This window comes from Flavobacterium endoglycinae, assembly GCF_017352115.1.
In the GTDB taxonomy this organism is placed as follows: domain Bacteria; phylum Bacteroidota; class Bacteroidia; order Flavobacteriales; family Flavobacteriaceae; genus Flavobacterium; species Flavobacterium endoglycinae.
In genome coordinates, this window is sequence record NZ_CP071448.1 from 4,717,351 (window position 1) to 4,735,717 (window position 18,367).

Annotated in this window: 11 protein-coding genes; 4 read left to right on the forward strand and 7 right to left on the reverse strand. The window is 36.8% G+C overall.

The window, feature by feature from the left end; translation table 11 throughout:
• Positions 1 to 354 precede the first annotated feature (354 nt).
• The gene (locus J0383_RS20620) at positions 355 to 1,485 is read right to left on the reverse strand and encodes a cysteine desulfurase family protein (RefSeq protein ID WP_207295832.1); all 1,131 of its coding nucleotides are present in this window, start codon (positions 1,483 to 1,485) and stop codon (positions 355 to 357) included.
• 356 nt (positions 1,486 to 1,841) lie between these two features.
• Here J0383_RS20620 and J0383_RS20625 point away from each other — a divergent pair, with 356 nt between their 5' ends.
• From J0383_RS20625 to J0383_RS20640, 4 genes are read left to right on the forward strand one after another with little or no spacing between them, the layout of a single operon-like run.
• Positions 1,842 to 2,480, forward strand: a complete 639-nt coding sequence (locus J0383_RS20625) for a 2Fe-2S iron-sulfur cluster-binding protein (protein WP_207295833.1) — start codon at positions 1,842 to 1,844, stop codon at positions 2,478 to 2,480.
• Positions 2,477 to 3,457, forward strand: coding sequence for an FAD binding domain-containing protein (locus J0383_RS20630; protein WP_207295834.1), 981 nt, complete (start codon positions 2,477 to 2,479; stop codon positions 3,455 to 3,457). Before J0383_RS20625 ends, J0383_RS20630 begins: the two co-directional genes overlap by 4 nt.
• Positions 3,458 to 3,464: 7 nt before the next feature.
• Positions 3,465 to 5,669: a xanthine dehydrogenase family protein molybdopterin-binding subunit gene (locus J0383_RS20635; RefSeq protein ID WP_207295835.1), complete on the forward strand. Its 2,205-nt coding sequence runs from the start codon at positions 3,465 to 3,467 to the stop codon at positions 5,667 to 5,669.
• Positions 5,670 to 5,684: 15 nt separating this feature from the next.
• Positions 5,685 to 6,326, forward strand: a complete 642-nt coding sequence (locus tag J0383_RS20640) for a hypothetical protein (protein WP_207295836.1) — start codon at positions 5,685 to 5,687, stop codon at positions 6,324 to 6,326.
• 351 nt (positions 6,327 to 6,677) lie between these two features.
• Here the strand turns inward: J0383_RS20640 and J0383_RS20645 are convergent, their stop codons facing one another.
• The 6 genes from J0383_RS20645 to J0383_RS20670 form a co-directional block, all read right to left on the reverse strand.
• The gene (locus J0383_RS20645) at positions 6,678 to 7,241 is read right to left on the reverse strand and encodes a DUF2911 domain-containing protein (protein WP_207295837.1); all 564 of its coding nucleotides are present in this window, start codon (positions 7,239 to 7,241) and stop codon (positions 6,678 to 6,680) included.
• A gap of 189 nt (positions 7,242 to 7,430) precedes the next feature.
• On the reverse strand, positions 7,431 to 9,230 hold the full coding sequence (locus J0383_RS20650; RefSeq protein WP_207295838.1) for a glycoside hydrolase family 2 protein: 1,800 nt from the start codon (positions 9,228 to 9,230) through the stop codon (positions 7,431 to 7,433).
• Positions 9,231 to 9,410: 180 nt separating this feature from the next.
• Entirely contained in the window at positions 9,411 to 11,735 is a 2,325-nt protein-coding gene (locus tag J0383_RS20655; RefSeq protein ID WP_239023121.1) for a glycoside hydrolase family 2 protein, read from the reverse strand.
• Between the two features lie 152 nt (positions 11,736 to 11,887).
• Positions 11,888 to 13,081, reverse strand: a complete 1,194-nt coding sequence (locus tag J0383_RS20660; protein WP_207295840.1) for a glycoside hydrolase family 88 protein — start codon at positions 13,079 to 13,081, stop codon at positions 11,888 to 11,890.
• Positions 13,082 to 13,419: 338 nt separating this feature from the next.
• Positions 13,420 to 14,940 (reverse strand): RagB/SusD family nutrient uptake outer membrane protein, encoded by a 1,521-nt coding sequence (locus tag J0383_RS20665; protein ID WP_207295841.1) that lies wholly within the window; start codon positions 14,938 to 14,940, stop codon positions 13,420 to 13,422.
• A gap of 207 nt (positions 14,941 to 15,147) precedes the next feature.
• Positions 15,148 to 18,150: a SusC/RagA family TonB-linked outer membrane protein gene (locus J0383_RS20670; RefSeq protein ID WP_207295842.1), complete on the reverse strand. Its 3,003-nt coding sequence runs from the start codon at positions 18,148 to 18,150 to the stop codon at positions 15,148 to 15,150.
• Positions 18,151 to 18,367: the final 217 nt, after the last annotated feature.

Below are 18,367 nucleotides of genomic sequence, written 5' to 3' on the forward strand. Positions count from 1 at the left end.
GACAAAGGTTCAAAGAGACAGAGGTTCGAAGTGAAAAAGGTTCAAAGTGACATAGTGGCAAAGTTTTTTTAATATCACGCACGCGCTAAGATGCAACGCTTTTTATGAGTTGCCTCCAGTTTTAACTGGAGGTACATTAAGGAGCAAAGTAATAGGCTTTAGCCAAACATGTCGTAGTTTGGCTAAAGCCTGCGCTAGTTGTCTTTTCTCATCCAGCTAAAGATGAACGTAATTCAAGTAGTATAAAAACTTTGCACATCTGCAATCTTCGCGAGATTAAACAAACTTCACGCCTCAGCGACTTTGCGAGAGATAAAAAAACTTAGCGTCTTCGAGCCTTAGCAACAAAAAAGATCATATTCGTCTAGCCAATTCCAAAACCCGCTCTACAGCAATATCAATTTCCTCAGAAGTAGTAAATCGTCCCAAACTAAATCGAATCGAACTCAAAGCATCTTCATCAGATAATCCCATTGCTTTTAAAACATGCGAAGGTTCAGAAGTCACCGCTGAGCACGAAGCGCCATTTGAAACTGAAATATTTCCCAAACCCAAAATCAACTGTTCTGAATTTACGCCTGGAAAACAAATATTTGTGGTATTATAAATTCGGTTTTCAATATTTCCATTTACAAAAGAACCTTCAAATTGCAATAAACCTTTTTCAAGTTTGTCTCTCAAAAGAAGAATTCTATTTTGATCTTTTTCTAATTCATTAAGAGCAATTTCCGATGCTTTTCCCAAACCGATTATTCCGGGTACATTTAACGTTCCGCTTCGTAATTTTCGTTGCTGCCCGCCTCCAACAATTTGAGGAGACAATTTGATTTTGGCTTTCGCCGAAACATACAAAGCGCCAACACCTTTCGGACCATAAAATTTATGTGCTGATAAAGTCAAAAGATCAATTCCGAGTTTTTTAACATCAACCGGAATCTTTCCAATCGCTTGTGTCGCATCACACATAAAAAGTACATTTTTATCTTTCAGAATTTTAGAAATCGCACTGACATTTTGTATGACACCTGTTTCGTTATTAGGAAACATTCCAATGAAAACCAGTGTTTTATCGGTAATTATTTCTTCCAAAAGTTGAAGATTTAAAAGCCCATCAGAATCAGTTGAAAGATACGTAATGTCATAACCAATGCTTTCCATAAACCGGCAAGTTTCAAGAACGGCTTTATGTTCGGTTTGAACGGTAACAATATGTTTTCGGTTTTGATCTGCCAAACCTTTTATTGCCAAGTTGATAGCTTCAGTAGCGCCAGAAGTAAAGACGATTTCATCAGCCTCTGCATTTATCAAATCAGCCGTTTGCCATGCCGCATTTTCAACCGCTTCTTTTACTGTTAATCCAGCCAAATGAGTTCCCGTCGAATTTGCGTATAAATCAGTAAAATAAGGAAGCATCGCATTTAAAACTCGCTCGTCAACACGGGTTGTGGCATTATTATCAAGATAAATGATTTCTTGTTGTGGCATAATTTGGGCTTATTTCAGTAAAAATACAATTTTATAATCTCGCAAAGGCGCGAAGACGCAAAGTTTTTTAAACCATATAAGTGATATAAGTTCAATTAAGAAAAAACTTAAAATTCCTTATATCCCTTATATGGTTATTTTTTTGAATTAAACTTTGCGTCTCTGCGACTTTGCGAGAATTTATTTATTATGCTTTGCGAACTTTGCGAAAACATTGCGCCTTTGCGGTTAAAAAAAACGAAATTGTAATTATTCTAAATAAGAGTAATGTTTGAATTTCATAACTTTTTGTGATTTAAGTTGATTAAATTTGTTAGAATGACAAAGTGAATTTGCTAATTTAACAAATAGACTGAATGGCTTCTAAAAAAACAAATCAGAATAAAGTAACGCCCGAGGATGCTAATTCGCGCCGTGACTTTATAAAGAAATCAGGACTTTTTACCGCTCTTGCTCTAGCACCGCCTTCATTGGTAATGGCTTCAGAAAAGAAATGGGACGAAAAAATTGCGGAATATTTAGAAACAGTACCGCTTTCTATTGAAGTAAATGGCACAAAACACAATTTAAACATTGAGCCTAGAACCACACTGTTGGATTTACTTCGCGAACAATTGCAGCTTACAGGAACTAAAAAAGGCTGTGACCACGGACAATGTGGTGCGTGTACGGTTCATGTAAACGGAACTCGAATTTTGTCTTGTCTTTCTCTGGCATCGATGCAGCAAAATGCCCAAGTAACTACAATCGAAGGACTTTCAAAAGGTAAAAAACTGCATCCCATGCAGGAAGCTTTTATCAAACACGATGGTTTTCAATGCGGATATTGCACTCCGGGACAAATCATGTCGGGAATTGCCTGTATCAAAGAAGGCCACGCCAACAGCAGAGAAGAAATCAGCGAATATATGAGCGGTAACATCTGCAGATGTGGTGCTTATCACAATATCGTTGATGCTATAACTGAAGTGAAGGAAGGAGGGAAGAAAATATGAAAAACTTTCAGATCATTAAAGCTTTGTCGTCATCATCGGCAGTTATAGGAAAAGCTAAAGATAATTCTTCTATGTTTATCGCTGGAGGAACCAATCTGGTTGATTTAATGAAGAAAAACATTGTCGCTCCTGACAAACTGGTTGACATCAACGGATTAGATTTAAAGAAAATAGAATTTTTAAAAGGAAAAGTTTCAATAGGGGCTTTGGCTAAAAACAGTCAGGTTGCCGAAGATGCTTCCATCAAAGAAAAATATCCTTTGCTGGCATTGGCTTTAGCGGCTGGAGCTTCTCAGCAGATTCGTCACATGGCGACTGTCGGTGGAAATATGTTGCAGCGTACTCGTTGTTCTTATTTTTACAACACTGATATGCCTTGCAACAAACGCGCTCCAAAAAGTGGTTGTGGTGCAATTGGCGGTTCGAACAGAATGCACGCTGTATTTGGCGCTTCAGACAGTTGTATTGCGGTTCACCCTAGTGATATGTGTGTGGCTTTGGCTGCACTTGACGCGAAAGTTTTGGTAGAAGGTCCAAAAGGAAAACGAGAAATTGATTTTACCGATTTTCATCGTCTTCCGGGAAATACACCTGAAAAAGACAATACTTTAGATAGCAGAGAATTAATTACTTCGGTAGAAATTCCAGATAATAATTTCACTAAAAATGTCCATTATCTAAAAGTTCGTGACAGAACGAGTTATGCTTTTGCATTAGTGTCTGTTGCTGTGGCTTTGGAAATAAAAAATAATACCATAAATGATGTCAGGCTGGCTATGGGCGGTGTGGCACATAAACCTTGGAGATTAACGGAAACCGAAAAATTCCTGAAAGGAAAAGCAGTTTCAGAAGATCTATTTAAACAAGCAGGCGATTTGTCTATGAAAGGCGCTAGAGGATACGGCGACAATGATTTTAAATTAACGCTTGGAGGAAACGCAGTAACGGAAGCACTTACAATAGCAGCATCAAAATAATTAAATTATGAGCAAGACAAGTAATATTAATAGAGTTGACGGATTTGCTAAAGTAACGGGCTCTGCAACTTATTCAGCCGAATATAAAACACCGGGTGTGGTTTACGCCTGCCTTGTGGGAAGTACAATTGCCAAAGGTAGAATTAAAAGCATTGATACTAAAAAAGCCGAATGGGCGCCGGGAGTTTTGGCGGTGATTACGCATTTAAATGTCGACAAGCCTGCTGGTTATCAAAAAGCAAAAGACAAACGAAATTTTGGTCAGCCGCTTCAGATTTTTAAAGATGATTCGGTTTTGTATTACGATCAGCCGATTGCTTTGGTAATTGCCGATACTTTTGAACGTATGCGTTATGCGGCAAGTTTAATTAAAGCCGATTATTTCAAAGAAGAACATTCGACTGAACTTCACAAAGCAGCTAATAAAGAAAGAAAAATAGATACCGATAAAGGAAATGATTACCATCGCGGTGAACAGGATGGTTATAAGAATGCTGAGGTTGTTTTGGAAACCGAATACACGATTCCGACCGAAGTTCATAACCCGATGGAATTGGCGAATATCATTGCGAAATGGGATGGAAACAAACCCATTTTATATACCAAGAGTCAAGGTGTTGAAGGAACTAGAAAAAGTGTAGCAGGAGTTTTTGATGTTCCTGTGGAAGATGTTGAGGTTCATGCAGAATACATTGGAGGCGCTTTTGGAATGGGATTGCACACTTGGCCGTATGAAATTGCCGCTTTAATTGGAGCTAAAAAATTAAATCGTCCCGTAAAATTAGTTTTGCATCGCGAACAGATGTTTACCAATGTGGGGTTCAGACCGTATACCATTCAAAAAATGGGATTGGGCGCTACCAAAGATGGAAAACTGACTGGATTAACGCATGAAGCCGTTGCTATGACTTCGAGTTACGAAGATTTTATGGAAGGAACGGTAAACATGTCTCGATTTATTTACGATTGTCCGAATGTTTCTACGCGTTACAGAATTGTGCCTTTGGATACGTGTACGCCAATCTGGATGCGCGGTCCGGGAGAAGCGACAGGTTCTTTTGCTTTGGAAAGCGCCATGGACGAATTAGCATATAAATTAAACTTAGATCCGATTGAATTCAGAAAACGCAATTATGCTGAAAAAGATCAGGAACAAAATAAACCGTGGAGCAGCAAATTTCTTTTAGAATGTTACGAAGCAGGAATGGAACGCATTGGCTGGAACAATCGTAAAAACGAACCAGGTTCTGTTAAAGATGGGAATTGGCTCGTAGGATACGGCATGGGAACGGGAACATTTGGCTGTTATAGAAGCCCGACTTCGGTAAAAGCAAAATTCTTAGCCAATGGAGATTTAGTGCTGCAATGCAGTGTCAATGATATGGGACCTGGAACTGCAACCATGATGACGGCAATTGGAGCCGAAGCAATTGGTTTGCCTACTGAAAATGTCATTATCGAAATGGGTAAAAGCGGATTGCCAAAAGGTCCAACGCAAGGAGGATCGGCAACGACTTCTTCTGTAGGTTCTGCGGTGCATGATGCCTGCAATTTGTTGGTAAATAAAATAATCGAAATAGGAAGCAAAAATGCTGCTTTAAAAGGAATTGCCCTTACAGATCTAACTTTTGAAAATGGCGCTGTTTCTTCTAAAAAAGACAAATCAAAATCGGTTACGTTAGCCGCACTTTTGAACAGTAATAAATTAGAAGATTTTGAAGTAGAAAATCTTTCTAAAGCGGCCGAAGAAGCAAAGAAATATTCGATTTACTCATTTTCTGTTCATTTTGTAAAAGTACTTGTGAATCCGAATTTGGGTAAAATCAGGTTGGCTCATGTGGTTTCTTGTGCCGATATTGGAACGGTTATCAGTCAGAAAACTTCTGCTGGACAAATGTTTGGCGGAGCAGTAGGCGGAATCGGAATGGGATTAATGGAAGCATTGGAAATAGATCATCGTTTTGGTCGTCCGATTAATAACAATTTTGCCGATTACCATGTTCCCGTAAATGCAGATATTGAAAAGCAGGAAGTGTTTTTCGTCAATAAAAAAGACCCAATCAGTAATCCAATGGGAACAAAAGGTCTCGGAGAAACAGCTTTAGTTGGAATGGCTCCTGCAATTGCAAATGCCGTTTTTAATGCCACGGGAAAACGCGTGCGAGATTTACCAATTACGTTGGATAAGATTATAGAAACTGTTAAAGTTTAAGTACTATCTTAAATAATGAAATATTTGTACGAACATATTGATACTATAAAAATAAGACCTAGTCTATATGTTGGTTCTTCTCGAATAAGCGATTTGTATATCTATTTAAATGGTTATCAGACTGCTTTAAGAGATTTGAAATTTACTGAAAAAACTCTTTTACCATTACCATTTTGGTTTTTTCATGAATATGTGGCTCAAAAATTCGATTATTATGAATCAACTTCGGGTTGGTGCAATATGATTCTGGATCAAGTTGAACATGATGAACAAAAAGGATTCAATTTATTTTATTTATTGTTTGATGAATTCAAAAAACTAAAAATTGACAAATCCTTTCTAGCCTATATAGGAGATTCACAAAGAAAATTTCATTTTTCAGATAAAGCACCTAAAAAACTAATTGGATATGATTTGAATGCTAGAGAGCCATTATTTAAAGATCCATTGAAGGTGTATTATGTGAGATTGTCGAATTTGAAAAAATATAATGGGTATATCGCAATAGTTCAAAATTCTGACGAATATATTTTGGAACGAAAAATTTTTAGGGATGAAAAAGATGTTTTAAATTATTTCAAAAGTTATTTTGGAAATGATATATTTAATTGGCAAACCTATAATGTTGAAAATATTAATTTTGATGAATTAAATTAAGAAGAGACATTCAAAATGTCTCTTTTTTTTAGTTTCACTAATATGAAATATGTCGCTCCTCTGGAGCTTTATTTTTATGACTTAGAATTTTCTATAAATATTAAGCTCCGCAGAAGCTGCTGCATATTCTAAGAAAGTCCCAGCGGGGCGACATAAATCCTTATTAAAACAATCTATATCAAATAGCCCAAGGTTTCAACCTTGGGAACGCAATCAAAATCTCGTCGTGTTTATTCTGCATGTTTTCCATGGTTGAAACCATCGGTTATGTTCTGAAACTATTTGTCTAAACATAGAATAAAAAAAGAGGCATTTTTGATGCCTCTTTTTTGTATTTGAATATTCAATTTTTTACTTAACAGTAATAGGCAATTCAACCGTTGTTTTATCCCATCCAATAACTAAATTAGCGATATTACCTTGAGTTGTAAAAGCAATAGATAAAGCTTCAACTGGTGTAGATACTGGTTTAACAGGAACCGAAACTCTAACTACATCTTTACTTTCATCATAAGCGTATCCTCCCCATAAATCCAATTCTTTATTGATAATGATCGTCCATTTGTCTTTTTCTGGAATGGCAAATAAACTATAGTATCCAGCAGGAACTTTTTTTCCGCCAATGGTTACGTCTTTGTAGAATTTGATTTCTGTGTTTTCGTTAGCACCAACTCTCCAAACTTCACCAAATTTAACAACATCACCAAAAATGGTTCTTCCTTTTGCAGAAGGTCTTGAGTAAAGAACTTTAATAACCGGATTTGGATTATCTGTTTTTTTGAACTTAACTGATTTGTTTGGGAAGTAAGAAATATCAACCGGACTAGCATCCAGCGGAGCAAATTTCACTATATCTTGTGCCTGAACTGTAAAAGCAGCAAACAATGTAACTGCCAGTAAATAAATTTTTTTCATAGGATTACAATTTTTAGATTAACTACAAAGTAAATTAATAATGAAGAAAAATCATATAATTTAGAGCCTGTTTTTTGTTAATGAATTGATAACAGGTTTGACAATATAATTTTATTTCCTTTCCAATTTTCTGTAGAGGCGCACTGCAGTGCGTCTCTACGATATGCATTGTGTAAACCCTGTAATAATTTAATATTCGCTTTTCTTTTTAGCATACCAATCCTGCATGATATAAAACGCTTTTTTCTTTTCGCCATCATTCGAAATTAAACCTTTACGATTGTAACCATCCTGAATTCCCGGCAGCAGTCTTTTCGGTGATCTGAAATCAACCAGAATCCATGGACTTAATCCGCTTAGGTGTGGAATCTTTTCGATCATTTTTAAATTCTGAATGTATAAATATTCCTGATATTCTTCGGTCCAGCGCTCGTTTTTTTCTCCATGCAAACCTGCTTTAGCATCGCCTCCAAATTCAGAAACAATAATCGGTTTGTTGTATTTTGATTTCCAAGTGATTTTTTCGGCATCTTCTAGATTGCCGCCGTACCAGCCCAAATATTGGTTGAAAGCCACAACATCTAAAACTTCACCAATTGGATCATCAATGGTTTCTTTTTTAGTTAATAAAGCAGCGCTGATTAATCTTGTGTTATCTAAAGATCTTGTGTGTGAAGCTAAGTTTTTAATAAAAGTATTTCTAGCATCAGAAATTGGAGTTTCATTTGCCATTGACCAAATAATAATACAGGCTCTGTTTTTATCTCTAGTGATAGAAGCCGTTAATTGATCTTCGGCATTTTGATATGTATTTTTATTCGTGAATTCGACAGTCCAATACACTGGAATTTCTTCCCAAACCATGATTCCCATTTTGTCAGCTTCGCGAATGATATTTTCGTTATGCGGATAATGCGCCAAACGAACATAATTGCAGCCTAATTCTTTTGCCCAATTTAGCAAACGCAAAGCATCTTCTTGGGAATTAGCACGTCCGCCTTTAGCATTTTCTTCATGAATCGAAATACCTCTTAAGAAGATTGGTTTTCCGTTTAGCAGAATTTTATCTTCTTTAGTTTCGATAGTTCTAAAACCAATTTGATCTTTTAATTTTTTTCCGTTAAAGTCAATCGTTACGTCATATAATTTTGGATTTTCAGGTGACCAATACAAGATTTTTTTAGCAGGAATTTCGAAGTTTAAAATTCCCTTTGCATCCGCTTTTCCCTTAAAATTGATTTTCAATTCCGGAATAGAAATCGAAACAGTATTCTGAGAAGCTTCTAAATTATTGATTTTAATAAAACCAGAAATGATACCCGCATTACCTTTTTTCAGCTGAATGTTATAATCTTCTACAAATGAAGCATCTTCTTCAATCAAAGTCACATCGCGTGTGATACCGCCATAATTCCACCAATCGGTATTGACTGTTGGAACATCTTCTTTATGGCGCGTGTTATCTACTTTTATTACCAAATAATTGTCTTTTGGCTGTACGATTGAAGTTACTTCATAGTTAAATGGTGTGAATCCGCCTTCGTGAGTTCCCAGTTTTTTTCCGTTCAAATAAACATCAGCCTTGTAATTGATGGCTCCCAAATATAAAAACAGACGTTTCTTGGCTTCTAAATTATAATCGAAAGACTTTTTGAACCAAACATTTCCTTCATAATATTTCAGTTCAGGAATCTGTGAATTCCAATCGCCAGGGATATTGATTGTTGGTGATTTATCAAAATCGTATTCCACCAGTTCCTGTTTGTTTTGAGCATGATAATTGGTAAAAAATGCTCCTTTGGCTGGTTTTTCACTTTTATCGTATTGATCCAAGTGAAAACTGTAAAACCCAGTTTGATAGGGATCGACAATATAATTCCAAACTCCATTTAGTGAAGTGGTGTTTCGGTTTGGAACATTGGAAATTAAACCTTGTGACTGTCCAATTGCGAATGATGTGAGGAATAATAATGTTAGAATTTTTTTCATTTTGTAATCTTGTTTGTGTAATATATCTCGTTCCTACGGAACTTAATTGGTGTGACGTAATTAATTCCACCGGATTTCATCCGGTGCTACCGATCTTTCGTTCCTAACGGAACTTTTTTAATTCTTTAATCTGTGACAAAAAGACTTAGAATCTTAGCTCCTTAGCATCTTAGAGCCTTTTCACTCAACAGGAATCTTTAAATATTCCCCTTTAAAGCTTTGATTCAATGCCGTCATTTCGATTGGAGTATTAGAACCGTCAGGAATTACTTCGATAGAGGCTTTTCCGTTTGCCATTCTAATGGATTCGCTTCCGGTTGGTGTTCCTTGGTTTTTCAATGTTTTTCCCCCTTTTAAACATTGAAAATAAACACTAGCTTCATAATCCAAACAGCGTAAATTATTGTTGTCTATTGCAATTGCGGTTACTAAGTAATTCCCGTTTTTTAGTTTCTCTGATGACAATTGCAATGAAACCGCCGTGTCATTTTTATTGAAACGATAATTCACTTTCAAGGTATCAGAAACTGTTTTTCCTTCTTTTGTTTTTCCAACAGCGATTAAAACATTTTCACCTTTTGCAAAATTGACATCCCAAGTTAAGCCATTTGCAGGATAAAGAGCCAGATTTCGCTGTTTTTCTCCCAATGATTTTCCGTTGTGAGATAAAGTTACTTTATCACAATTGCTGAAAACGCTGATGGTTCTTGGTGTATTTTGAGGTCCTTGACGTTCTGTCCAAGTATGCGATTCGATGTACGCAAAAGGCTCTTTTGCCCAATAACTTTTGAAAACATAATACGCATCTTTTGGGACTCCGTTTCGGTCTGTAAGTCCTTTTTGATTCATATACGGAATATCATCTTCCGGACGTAAGGGCGTTGCAAAATCTTTAAATGCCCATTGAATATTTCCCACAAACGTTGGGTCATTCTCGGATATATGCAGATGCCAGTCAAACAAATCAACAATATAATTTTCGCTCCAGTCGCCAATTTGAGCTATGTTTGCGACTTTCGTCTGAACAATCGCTTCTTCCCAACCTTCGGCTTTTATGACATTTTCTCCTGTAACCGGATTTTCGCTGTGGCGGCCAACATGGCTATCTCCGCCATATTCGGCATGAATAAAATGTTTGTATTCTTTCTTGTACACGTCAATTGCTTTTTGATAACTTTTGTAACTTCCAGAATACCAGCCTGACCAAATAGAAGGCGAGAAGACATCCACGATATGCGAACCTTCATAATATTTTCTGATTGCCGTTTTTCTCGTCGGGTCTAGTTTGTGTGCAATATCATTCAATTCTGTTAAAAATGCATTTGTCTTTTCGGCATTATCTCCGTCTGGAAAATCGGGAAGCCAGTTGATCTCATTTCCTAAAGACCAGATAATAATACTTGGATGATTGTAATTTTGATTGATGATTTCTTCCAGCATATTTTTGGCATTGGTTTTCCAAACCTCATTTCCAATTCCGCCGCGGCACCACGGCAATTCATCCCAAACCAACAAACCTAATTCGTCGCAGGCTTTATACACTTCTGGATCTTGCGGATAATGTGCCAATCGCACAAAATTGGCACCCATTTCTTTTATCGATTTCATGTCAGCCCAATGCTGTTCGTTGGTCATCGCCGCGCCAACTCCGGCTTGTTCTTCATGACGATGTGTGCCACGAATTAGGAGACGTTTTCCGTTAAGGTAAAAAGGGCCATGGTCTTTAAACTCAAACCATCTGAAACCTACTTTCTCGGTAATGCTGTCTTTTAATTGATTTTTTTCAGATAAAGAAGCCGTCAGTTTATATAAATTTGGTTTTTCGGTATCCCAAAGCTCTGGGTTTTTGATGTTTTCGAAAGTAATGGTTGCAGTTTTAGCTGAAACTGGAATCGTTTTACTAGCTACTTTTTTGCCTTTCGGATTTTTTAAAGTGATCGTTAAGGATAACTCTTTTGCATTATCAGCATTTACGATAGAAGAAATAACTTGCACCGAAGCTTTTTTAGCCGAAACTTCTGGAGTTGTAATTTTTATATTGTCGATATGATTTTTGTATTTCGAAACCAACCAAACATCACGTGTAATTCCTCCATAAATAAAGAAATCGCTTTTTTGAGATGGAATAATTTCGATATCATAACTATTATCCACGCGAACAAAAATGTCGTTGTTTCCTTCTTTGATTAATTTTGTAATATCGATCGAAAAGCCAATGTAACCGCCAATATGCGATCCGGCTTCTTTTCCGTTTACATAGACTTTAGTAGTTACGTTTGATCCTTCAAAATACAAGGAATAAACCTGATTTTGATCGATTTTAGGAATATTGAGTTTCTTTTGGTACCAACTTGCATCGCGTCGGTAACCAGGCATTAAATCAGTTGCATCTTCTGCATTCCAAGTGTGAGGTAAATTTAATGAAACCCAATTGGAAGCTTTTTGTGCTTCGTTGAGGTTAGAAGTATGATTTTCTAAATAAAGCCAATTGTCGTTAATGTTCATTTTTGTCTGAGCAAAACTGCTGCTCAGACAAATCTGAAACAAAACAAAAAGCGCAAAAATTGAAAAAGTTTTATTCGGTTTATTCATAGGTACAAAGGTTCATAGTTACAAAGGTTTAAAGGTTTTTCTGGTTCAAAGGTCCAAAACCTTTGTTACTTTGAACCTTTGAGCCTTTGCATCTTTATTAAAGCTTCCAAAAAATAATAATCGGCATAGATTATTGGTTCGTCGATTTCGTCGTGTTTTGGCCAGTTTCCGGTGCTGTGATCGAATAGGAATGGTGCTTTAATTTTTGTATCCAAAATATATTGATCGGTCTGCACTGAAGCCATTAGTTTATCAGCGAAAGCCAAATAACTTTTGTTCTTGGTATAAGTATACAATTCGTATAATCCTGATGCCATAACCATTGCGGCAGAAACGTCACGAGGAGCATTTGGAATGCTTGGGTCTTTTAAATCCCAATACGGAATTCCGTCTTCTGGCAGGTTTTTATTGGTCATAAAAAACTTTGCCGTTCCTTCGGCTTGTTTTAAATATGCTGGGTCTTTTGTGTAACGATACGACATGGTAAATCCGTAAACTGCCCAAGCCTGACCGCGCGCCCAAACCGAATCGTCATTGTAACCCTGAAGTGTTGTTTTCTTTCTCACTTCACCTGTAGTCGGATTATAGTCGATTACGTGATAGCAAGAATTGTCTTCTCTAAATTGATTTTTTAAAGTAGTATTGGCATGTTGAATCGCAACATCACGGTATTTTGGATTTCCAGATATTTTAGAGGCTTCAAACAGCAATTCTAAATTCATCATATTGTCGATGATTACAGGAAAATCCCAGATCTCTTTATTGAAATCCCAAGAACGTATAGAACCCACTTTTGGATTAAACCTTGTGCATAAAGTTTCTGCGCCTTTCACAATTACCGCTTCGTATTCTTTTTTGTTTTCCACTTTTAGAGCTTCTCCAAAACTGCAAAACACTTTAAAACCTACGTCATGCGAATTGCTGTTAACGCTTTCCTTTTTGCTGAAAGGAGTCCATTTTTGAGCTTGTTCTTTGTATTTTGAATCGCCTGTTAATCGGTACAATTGCCAAAGGTTTCCAGCGAAGAAACCACTTGTCCAATCTCTAGACGGCACTTTGCGAATCTCAAGGGTTTTGGTATTCATACTTCTCGGCATCGACATTGAATCTGCTGGATAATCGAGCAGCATTTTGTAACGCGTTTCTAGTTTTTCAGCCGCTGCTGATGCGGTTTTGGTTTGAGGGTTAATCCCAGGCTTGCATGCCGTTACCAGCGATGCAAAGCCTAGAATTAAAGAAATGAAATTAACATTCGTCATATTAAAATAATATATATTATGATGTTTGGATGCTGATTGGACGTATTCGCTATAACAAAAACGCGGATTTGAACGGATTTTTTATTGCGTTGCGTATAATTGGTTTCACGCAGATTCTAAAAGATTTTAGCAGAGAACGCAGATTTAGTTTTCCCGCAGATTTGGCAGATTAAGCAGATCTAATTACAATCAATGCATAGTAAATGAAATAAAAAATCTCCAAAATCTGCGAGAGAATATTTTTAAACGCATTTTAAAAATATCTATCTAAATCTGCTTTAATCTGAAAAATCTGCGTGAAATAAAAAAACGTTTGAATCCGTGTCTTATATCCATTATTAATAACCAGGATTATTCGGTTTTAAATTCGGATTAATGGCCAATTCTGTTCCCGGTAATGGCCATAAATAATCTTTTTCAGGATTAAAATTGGCATGCGGTTCTAGACCATTCGGACCAAATACTTCAGGTCCATTTTTGAGTCTTTTGATATCGTACCATCTTATATATTCAAAAGCCAGTTCTAATCTTCTTTCGTCGATTACCATTTTTTTGAAATCGGCTTTCGACAATCCCGGAGTAACATTTGCAGGGAAAGAAACTTGTTTTCCGGCTTTGTTTCTCGCTCTAGCACGAACGCGGTTTACATAACCATCGGCTTCTGTTGTTCCCGGATTAATTTCATTTAAAGCTTCGGCAGCCGTTAATAAAACTTCTGCATAACGCATTGTGATGTAATTGTGCTGCGAAGTTCTTCCGTTTGCACCTGCTTTACCCGGAAAACGGAAGTATTTTGCAATGTGGGGACGTGGCGCTTTTTCGTTGTCACTTGAAGGATAAACCTGAAGTGATCCGCCCGGACCTGTTTTCTTTCTAATAATCGTATCAAAACTTACGGCTCTTCTGTAATCTCTTTGATCCCAAGTGTTGAATACTTTTAAAGAAGGAACGGCAACAGAAAATCCTTGTCCATAACTGTAACTGTCATCTTTTAAAGATCCTGTAAAAAATGCCGTGTAATCCTGACCGTAATTTCCTGATGTTAAGTTATTAAAATCTATTGTAAATAATGGTTCTTTTAATGAAGCCGCTTTTGTAGCATTAAATAAATCCTGAAAATCAGCATCTAAACCTAAACCAAATTTGGCTTCGTTGGTAATCACATATTTGGCTTCGTCATACGCTTTTTGATACTGGCCTAAAGTTAAATAAACCGAAGCCAAATAACCAGCTGCAGTACCTTTTCCGGGAACTGCTTTTACTTTTGGTTTGTCGTCTAACCATTGTTTTGCAAATTCTAAATCGGCAATGATTTTCGGATATACTTCTGCTTCTTTGGTTCTTTTTAAAGAGTTTACCTGAGAAACATCATTTACCACAAAATCAATGTACGGAATATCGCCAAACAAACGTACTAAATGATAATACGTAAAAGCTCTTGCAAAATAAGCCTGCGCTACAATGGCGTTTACTTTTGCGGGATCTCCCGGTGTTTTTTTAGCACCTTCGATCGCCTGATTAGCAGCTGTAATAATTACATATGACTGTGGCCAAAAGTTGGCAACAAGCGCATTTGTATCGTTCATGTTCATGTCGTTTACATCAATACGGGCTGCTTGTGTAGTTCTATCGCCAATATCGGCCATGTCGTCACGGAGCATTAAGGCGATTGTAAATTCTCTTCCCCAATAATTGTTGTGGGCAATATTAGCGAATGCTCCATTTACAGCAGCCTGTAAATCGTCTGTGTTGTTGAAAAAGTTTTCTGGACGAATAATTCCTGTTGGTTTTTCTTCCAGATCAGAACAGCTGAAAAAAGCCAGTGTTCCAAAGCAAAGAAAAGCTATATATATTTTCATAGTATTTTTATTAGAGCTAATTGGATGTAATTAATTTTAACACAGAGAAACATAGATTTAAAACTCTTAAAAAAGACGTTTCACTTATCTCTAACACACATAGAAGCTATGTGTTAGAAACCATGTTTTTCTTTATATCCTTTCTTAAGGCATAAAAAAAACTATGTTTCTATGTGTTTAATTATTAAATCCAAAAAAGTTATTAGATTAAAATTTTAAATTGAATCCTGCTGTAAACGTTCTTACGTTTGGATATCCTCCATAATCCAATCCTAAATTGGTATTACTTCTGGAGTTGGTATCGTTCAGGTAATTGGTTTCAGGATCTGTTCCCGGATAATCGGTAATGGTCCAAAGGTTTTGGGCACTGATGTAAAAACGAACTTTGCTTAATCCCATTTTCGAAACTACCTTTTCATTTAAACTATATCCTAAAGAAATGTTTTTTAAACGGATGTAACTTCCATCATACACAAATCTTGACGTGATTCTTTTCGTTCTCGCTGCGTTTGCCGGAACATTAGTGTCTGTATTCGTTGGAGTCCACGCATCTAAAACCTCAGTTGTCGCATTGTTGTTTCCAGAAGCTAATTCCATCAAAGTATAGTTCAAGATTTGACCTCCTTGTGAACCTTGGAAAAAGATATTCAAATCCAGATTTTTATACGTGAAATCATTGTTTAATCCGAAGATGAAATCCGGATTTGGATTTCCTATGATGGTTTTATCTTGAGAATCCAGTTTTCCGTCGCCATTGTAATCTCTGAATTTTTCTCCTCCCGGAGCGGTTTCAAAGTTTCCCGGTAAAACAGTTTCTCCCTGCTGAATTACGCCATCATAAATGAATCCGAAGAAAGACCCAACCGGTTGTCCCACTCGTAAAATCTGCGATTCAGTTGCCAAGAAATGTCCTGGAGCAGAATTGATTAAAAGGTCTTTGTTATCGGCTAATTTTAATACTTTGTTTTTGTTGGATGAAATATTAAAGTTGGTTGACCATGTAAAATCAGCGCCAACGAAATTTCTGGTGTTGATACCCAATTCCCATCCTTTGTTTTCTAATTCACCCACGTTTTGAAGCTGCGAAGCAATTCCCGAAACTCCCGGAAGCGGTCTGTTGAACAATAAATCTTTCGTGATGGTTTTGTAATAATCCGCTGTAATGCTGATTCGGTTATCGAATAAACCTAAATCAATTCCATAATCCTGCTGATAAGAGGTTTCCCATTTCAAGTTCGGATTGTCTAATGAAGTCAACTGCACCGCATTGGTAATGACGTCGCCGCTTACATAATAGATTTCAGAAAATCGTGAAAGGGTAGAGTAAGCGCCAATCGAAGGATTTCCTGTTGCTCCGTAACTTGCTCTTAATTTTAGGTTTGAAATGGTTTTACTGTCTTTTAAGAAATTTTCTTTTCCGATGTTCCATCCAATGGCTCCAGAAGGAAAAGTTCCGTATTTGTAGTTTTTACTAAAGCTTGAAGAACCATCTCGTCTGGCTGTAAATGTTAGTAAATATTTATCGTCGTAATCAAAATTCAACCTTCCGAAAGCTGAAATCAATTCTGTTTCAGATAATCCTGAATCTGGTTTTAAGAAAACTGTTCCTGCACCCAGATTTCGGTATGAATTGGTATTCGTTAAAAATCCTCTTGAAGCGGCGTATGAATTTTCGTTTTTGTTTTTTTGATACGAATATCCAGCCAAAACCGTCAGCATTCCTTTTGCAATTACTTCACGTTTGAAAGTCAAATAATTCTCTGTTAAGAAAGAAGAAAATCGGGTATTATTTACAGAAGCTTCTCCTTTGATGTTTTTTCCAGCAATTAAAGTAGATGGAATAAATCGTCCGGTTTGCGAATTATTATCGGTTAAACCCAAAGTGGTTTTAAAATCAAGGCCTTTTGTGATTTGATATTGTGCAAAGAAATTGTTTCGGTTTACAATAGAAACGGTTTCCAGAATATTTTCCATTGCTGTTGCGTACGGATTGTCTATGTCGTCTCCAATTGGAGCTGTTGTCGTGTACGTTCCATCTTCGTTATAAATTCCTTTATCCGGCATAAAACGATACGCTGACGCAATTACACCTGCAGCACCAGTTCCTCCAGCGCCTGTCTGGCTGATGATTCCTTCTTTGTTTTGCTTGCTTGTAAACGTGTTTAAACCGACTTTTAATTTAGGAGACAAATCGGCTTCAAGATTGGCTACAATGGTGTATCTGTCAATTCCTGAATTGATTACCACTCCGTTTTGGTTGAAATACGTTCCAGAAACATAATATTTTACATTTTCTGATCCGCCTGAAAAAGACAATTGCGAATTCGAAATCAATCCATCACGATAAATAACATCCTGCCAATCTGTATTTGCCGGGCCTTGTGTATGTGTGGTGAAACTTTTGCGATACGCCGCAAACTGATCTGCATTTAATAAATGCAATTTGTTATTAACCGTTTGTACCGAAGTCGAATTGCTGAATTCAATTACTGGTTTTCCTGCTTTTCCTTTTTTGGTCGTTACCATGATAACCCCGTTTGAACCTCTTGATCCGTAAATCGCAGTTGCCGAAGCATCTTTTAAAACTTCAATCGAAGCAATATCCTGAGGAGCCGGCATCGAAACACCTGCAAAACCATCTACTACAACCAGTGCATCACCGCTGGCATTGATAGAAGTTCCGCCGCGGACCCTGATTTTTGTTGGAGCGCCTGGTTCACCGCCGTTATTGGTCATTACCGAAACACCCGCTGCACGTCCTTGTAATGCTTGTTCTGCGCTTAATACGGGATAAGCGGTAAGCTCTTTTGCCGTTACAGATGATACAGATCCTGTAATATCGCTCTTTTTACGTGTACCATAACCGACTACAATAACTTCGTCGAGCGCTTTGGTATCTGGTTTTAAACTGACATTAATAACACTTTTAGTTCCAACTGGAACTTCAACAGTTTGAAATCCAACAAAATTAAAAACTAAAACAGCATTTTTTTCTCCTACAATTACAGTATAATTTCCGTCCATATCGGCAGAAGCACCTACAGAGGAATTTTTGATATATACATTAGCACCAGGAAGTCCGAGTAAATCTTCGCTTGACGTAATTTTCCCCGTCACTTTTCGTTCCTGTGCGTACATCACGATATTCACCAGTAAAAAAGTTACCAGTAAACACCATTTAAACGGTTTGATTTTTTGGTCTGTAAACATTCATTTTTTGGTTTTAAGGTTAATGTTAGATAAAGTAGAAAAGCAATAAACTCATTCCGATTATCATAATGACAAACAGAATCTGCAATAACAACAAGTTTGTTTTTTTGATTTTCATATCGCAAATGTATTAGCCGAAAACGATATAGAAATACAAAAAAGGGTATCTAAAAATACAGATACCCTTTTTGAAGCCTTAAAAACAAGGATTTTGAAT

What these genes read in the sequence shown, in the direction of transcription:
- J0383_RS20620 (WP_207295832.1), bottom strand. Translation starts at nt 1,485, where the DNA reads ATGCCACAACAAGAAATCATTTATCTTGATAATAATGCCACAACCCGT.
- J0383_RS20625 (WP_207295833.1), top strand. Translation starts at nt 1,842, where the DNA reads ATGGCTTCTAAAAAAACAAATCAGAATAAAGTAACGCCCGAGGATGCT.
- J0383_RS20630 (WP_207295834.1), top strand. Translation starts at nt 2,477, where the DNA reads ATGAAAAACTTTCAGATCATTAAAGCTTTGTCGTCATCATCGGCAGTT.
- J0383_RS20635 (WP_207295835.1), top strand. Translation starts at nt 3,465, where the DNA reads ATGAGCAAGACAAGTAATATTAATAGAGTTGACGGATTTGCTAAAGTA.
- J0383_RS20640 (WP_207295836.1), top strand. Translation starts at nt 5,685, where the DNA reads ATGAAATATTTGTACGAACATATTGATACTATAAAAATAAGACCTAGT.
- J0383_RS20645 (WP_207295837.1), bottom strand. Translation starts at nt 7,241, where the DNA reads ATGAAAAAAATTTATTTACTGGCAGTTACATTGTTTGCTGCTTTTACA.
- J0383_RS20650 (WP_207295838.1), bottom strand. Translation starts at nt 9,230, where the DNA reads ATGAAAAAAATTCTAACATTATTATTCCTCACATCATTCGCAATTGGA.
- J0383_RS20655 (WP_239023121.1), bottom strand. Translation starts at nt 11,735, where the DNA reads ATGAACATTAACGACAATTGGCTTTATTTAGAAAATCATACTTCTAAC.
- J0383_RS20660 (WP_207295840.1), bottom strand. Translation starts at nt 13,081, where the DNA reads ATGACGAATGTTAATTTCATTTCTTTAATTCTAGGCTTTGCATCGCTG.
- J0383_RS20665 (WP_207295841.1), bottom strand. Translation starts at nt 14,940, where the DNA reads ATGAAAATATATATAGCTTTTCTTTGCTTTGGAACACTGGCTTTTTTC.
- J0383_RS20670 (WP_207295842.1), bottom strand. Translation starts at nt 18,150, where the DNA reads ATGTTTACAGACCAAAAAATCAAACCGTTTAAATGGTGTTTACTGGTA.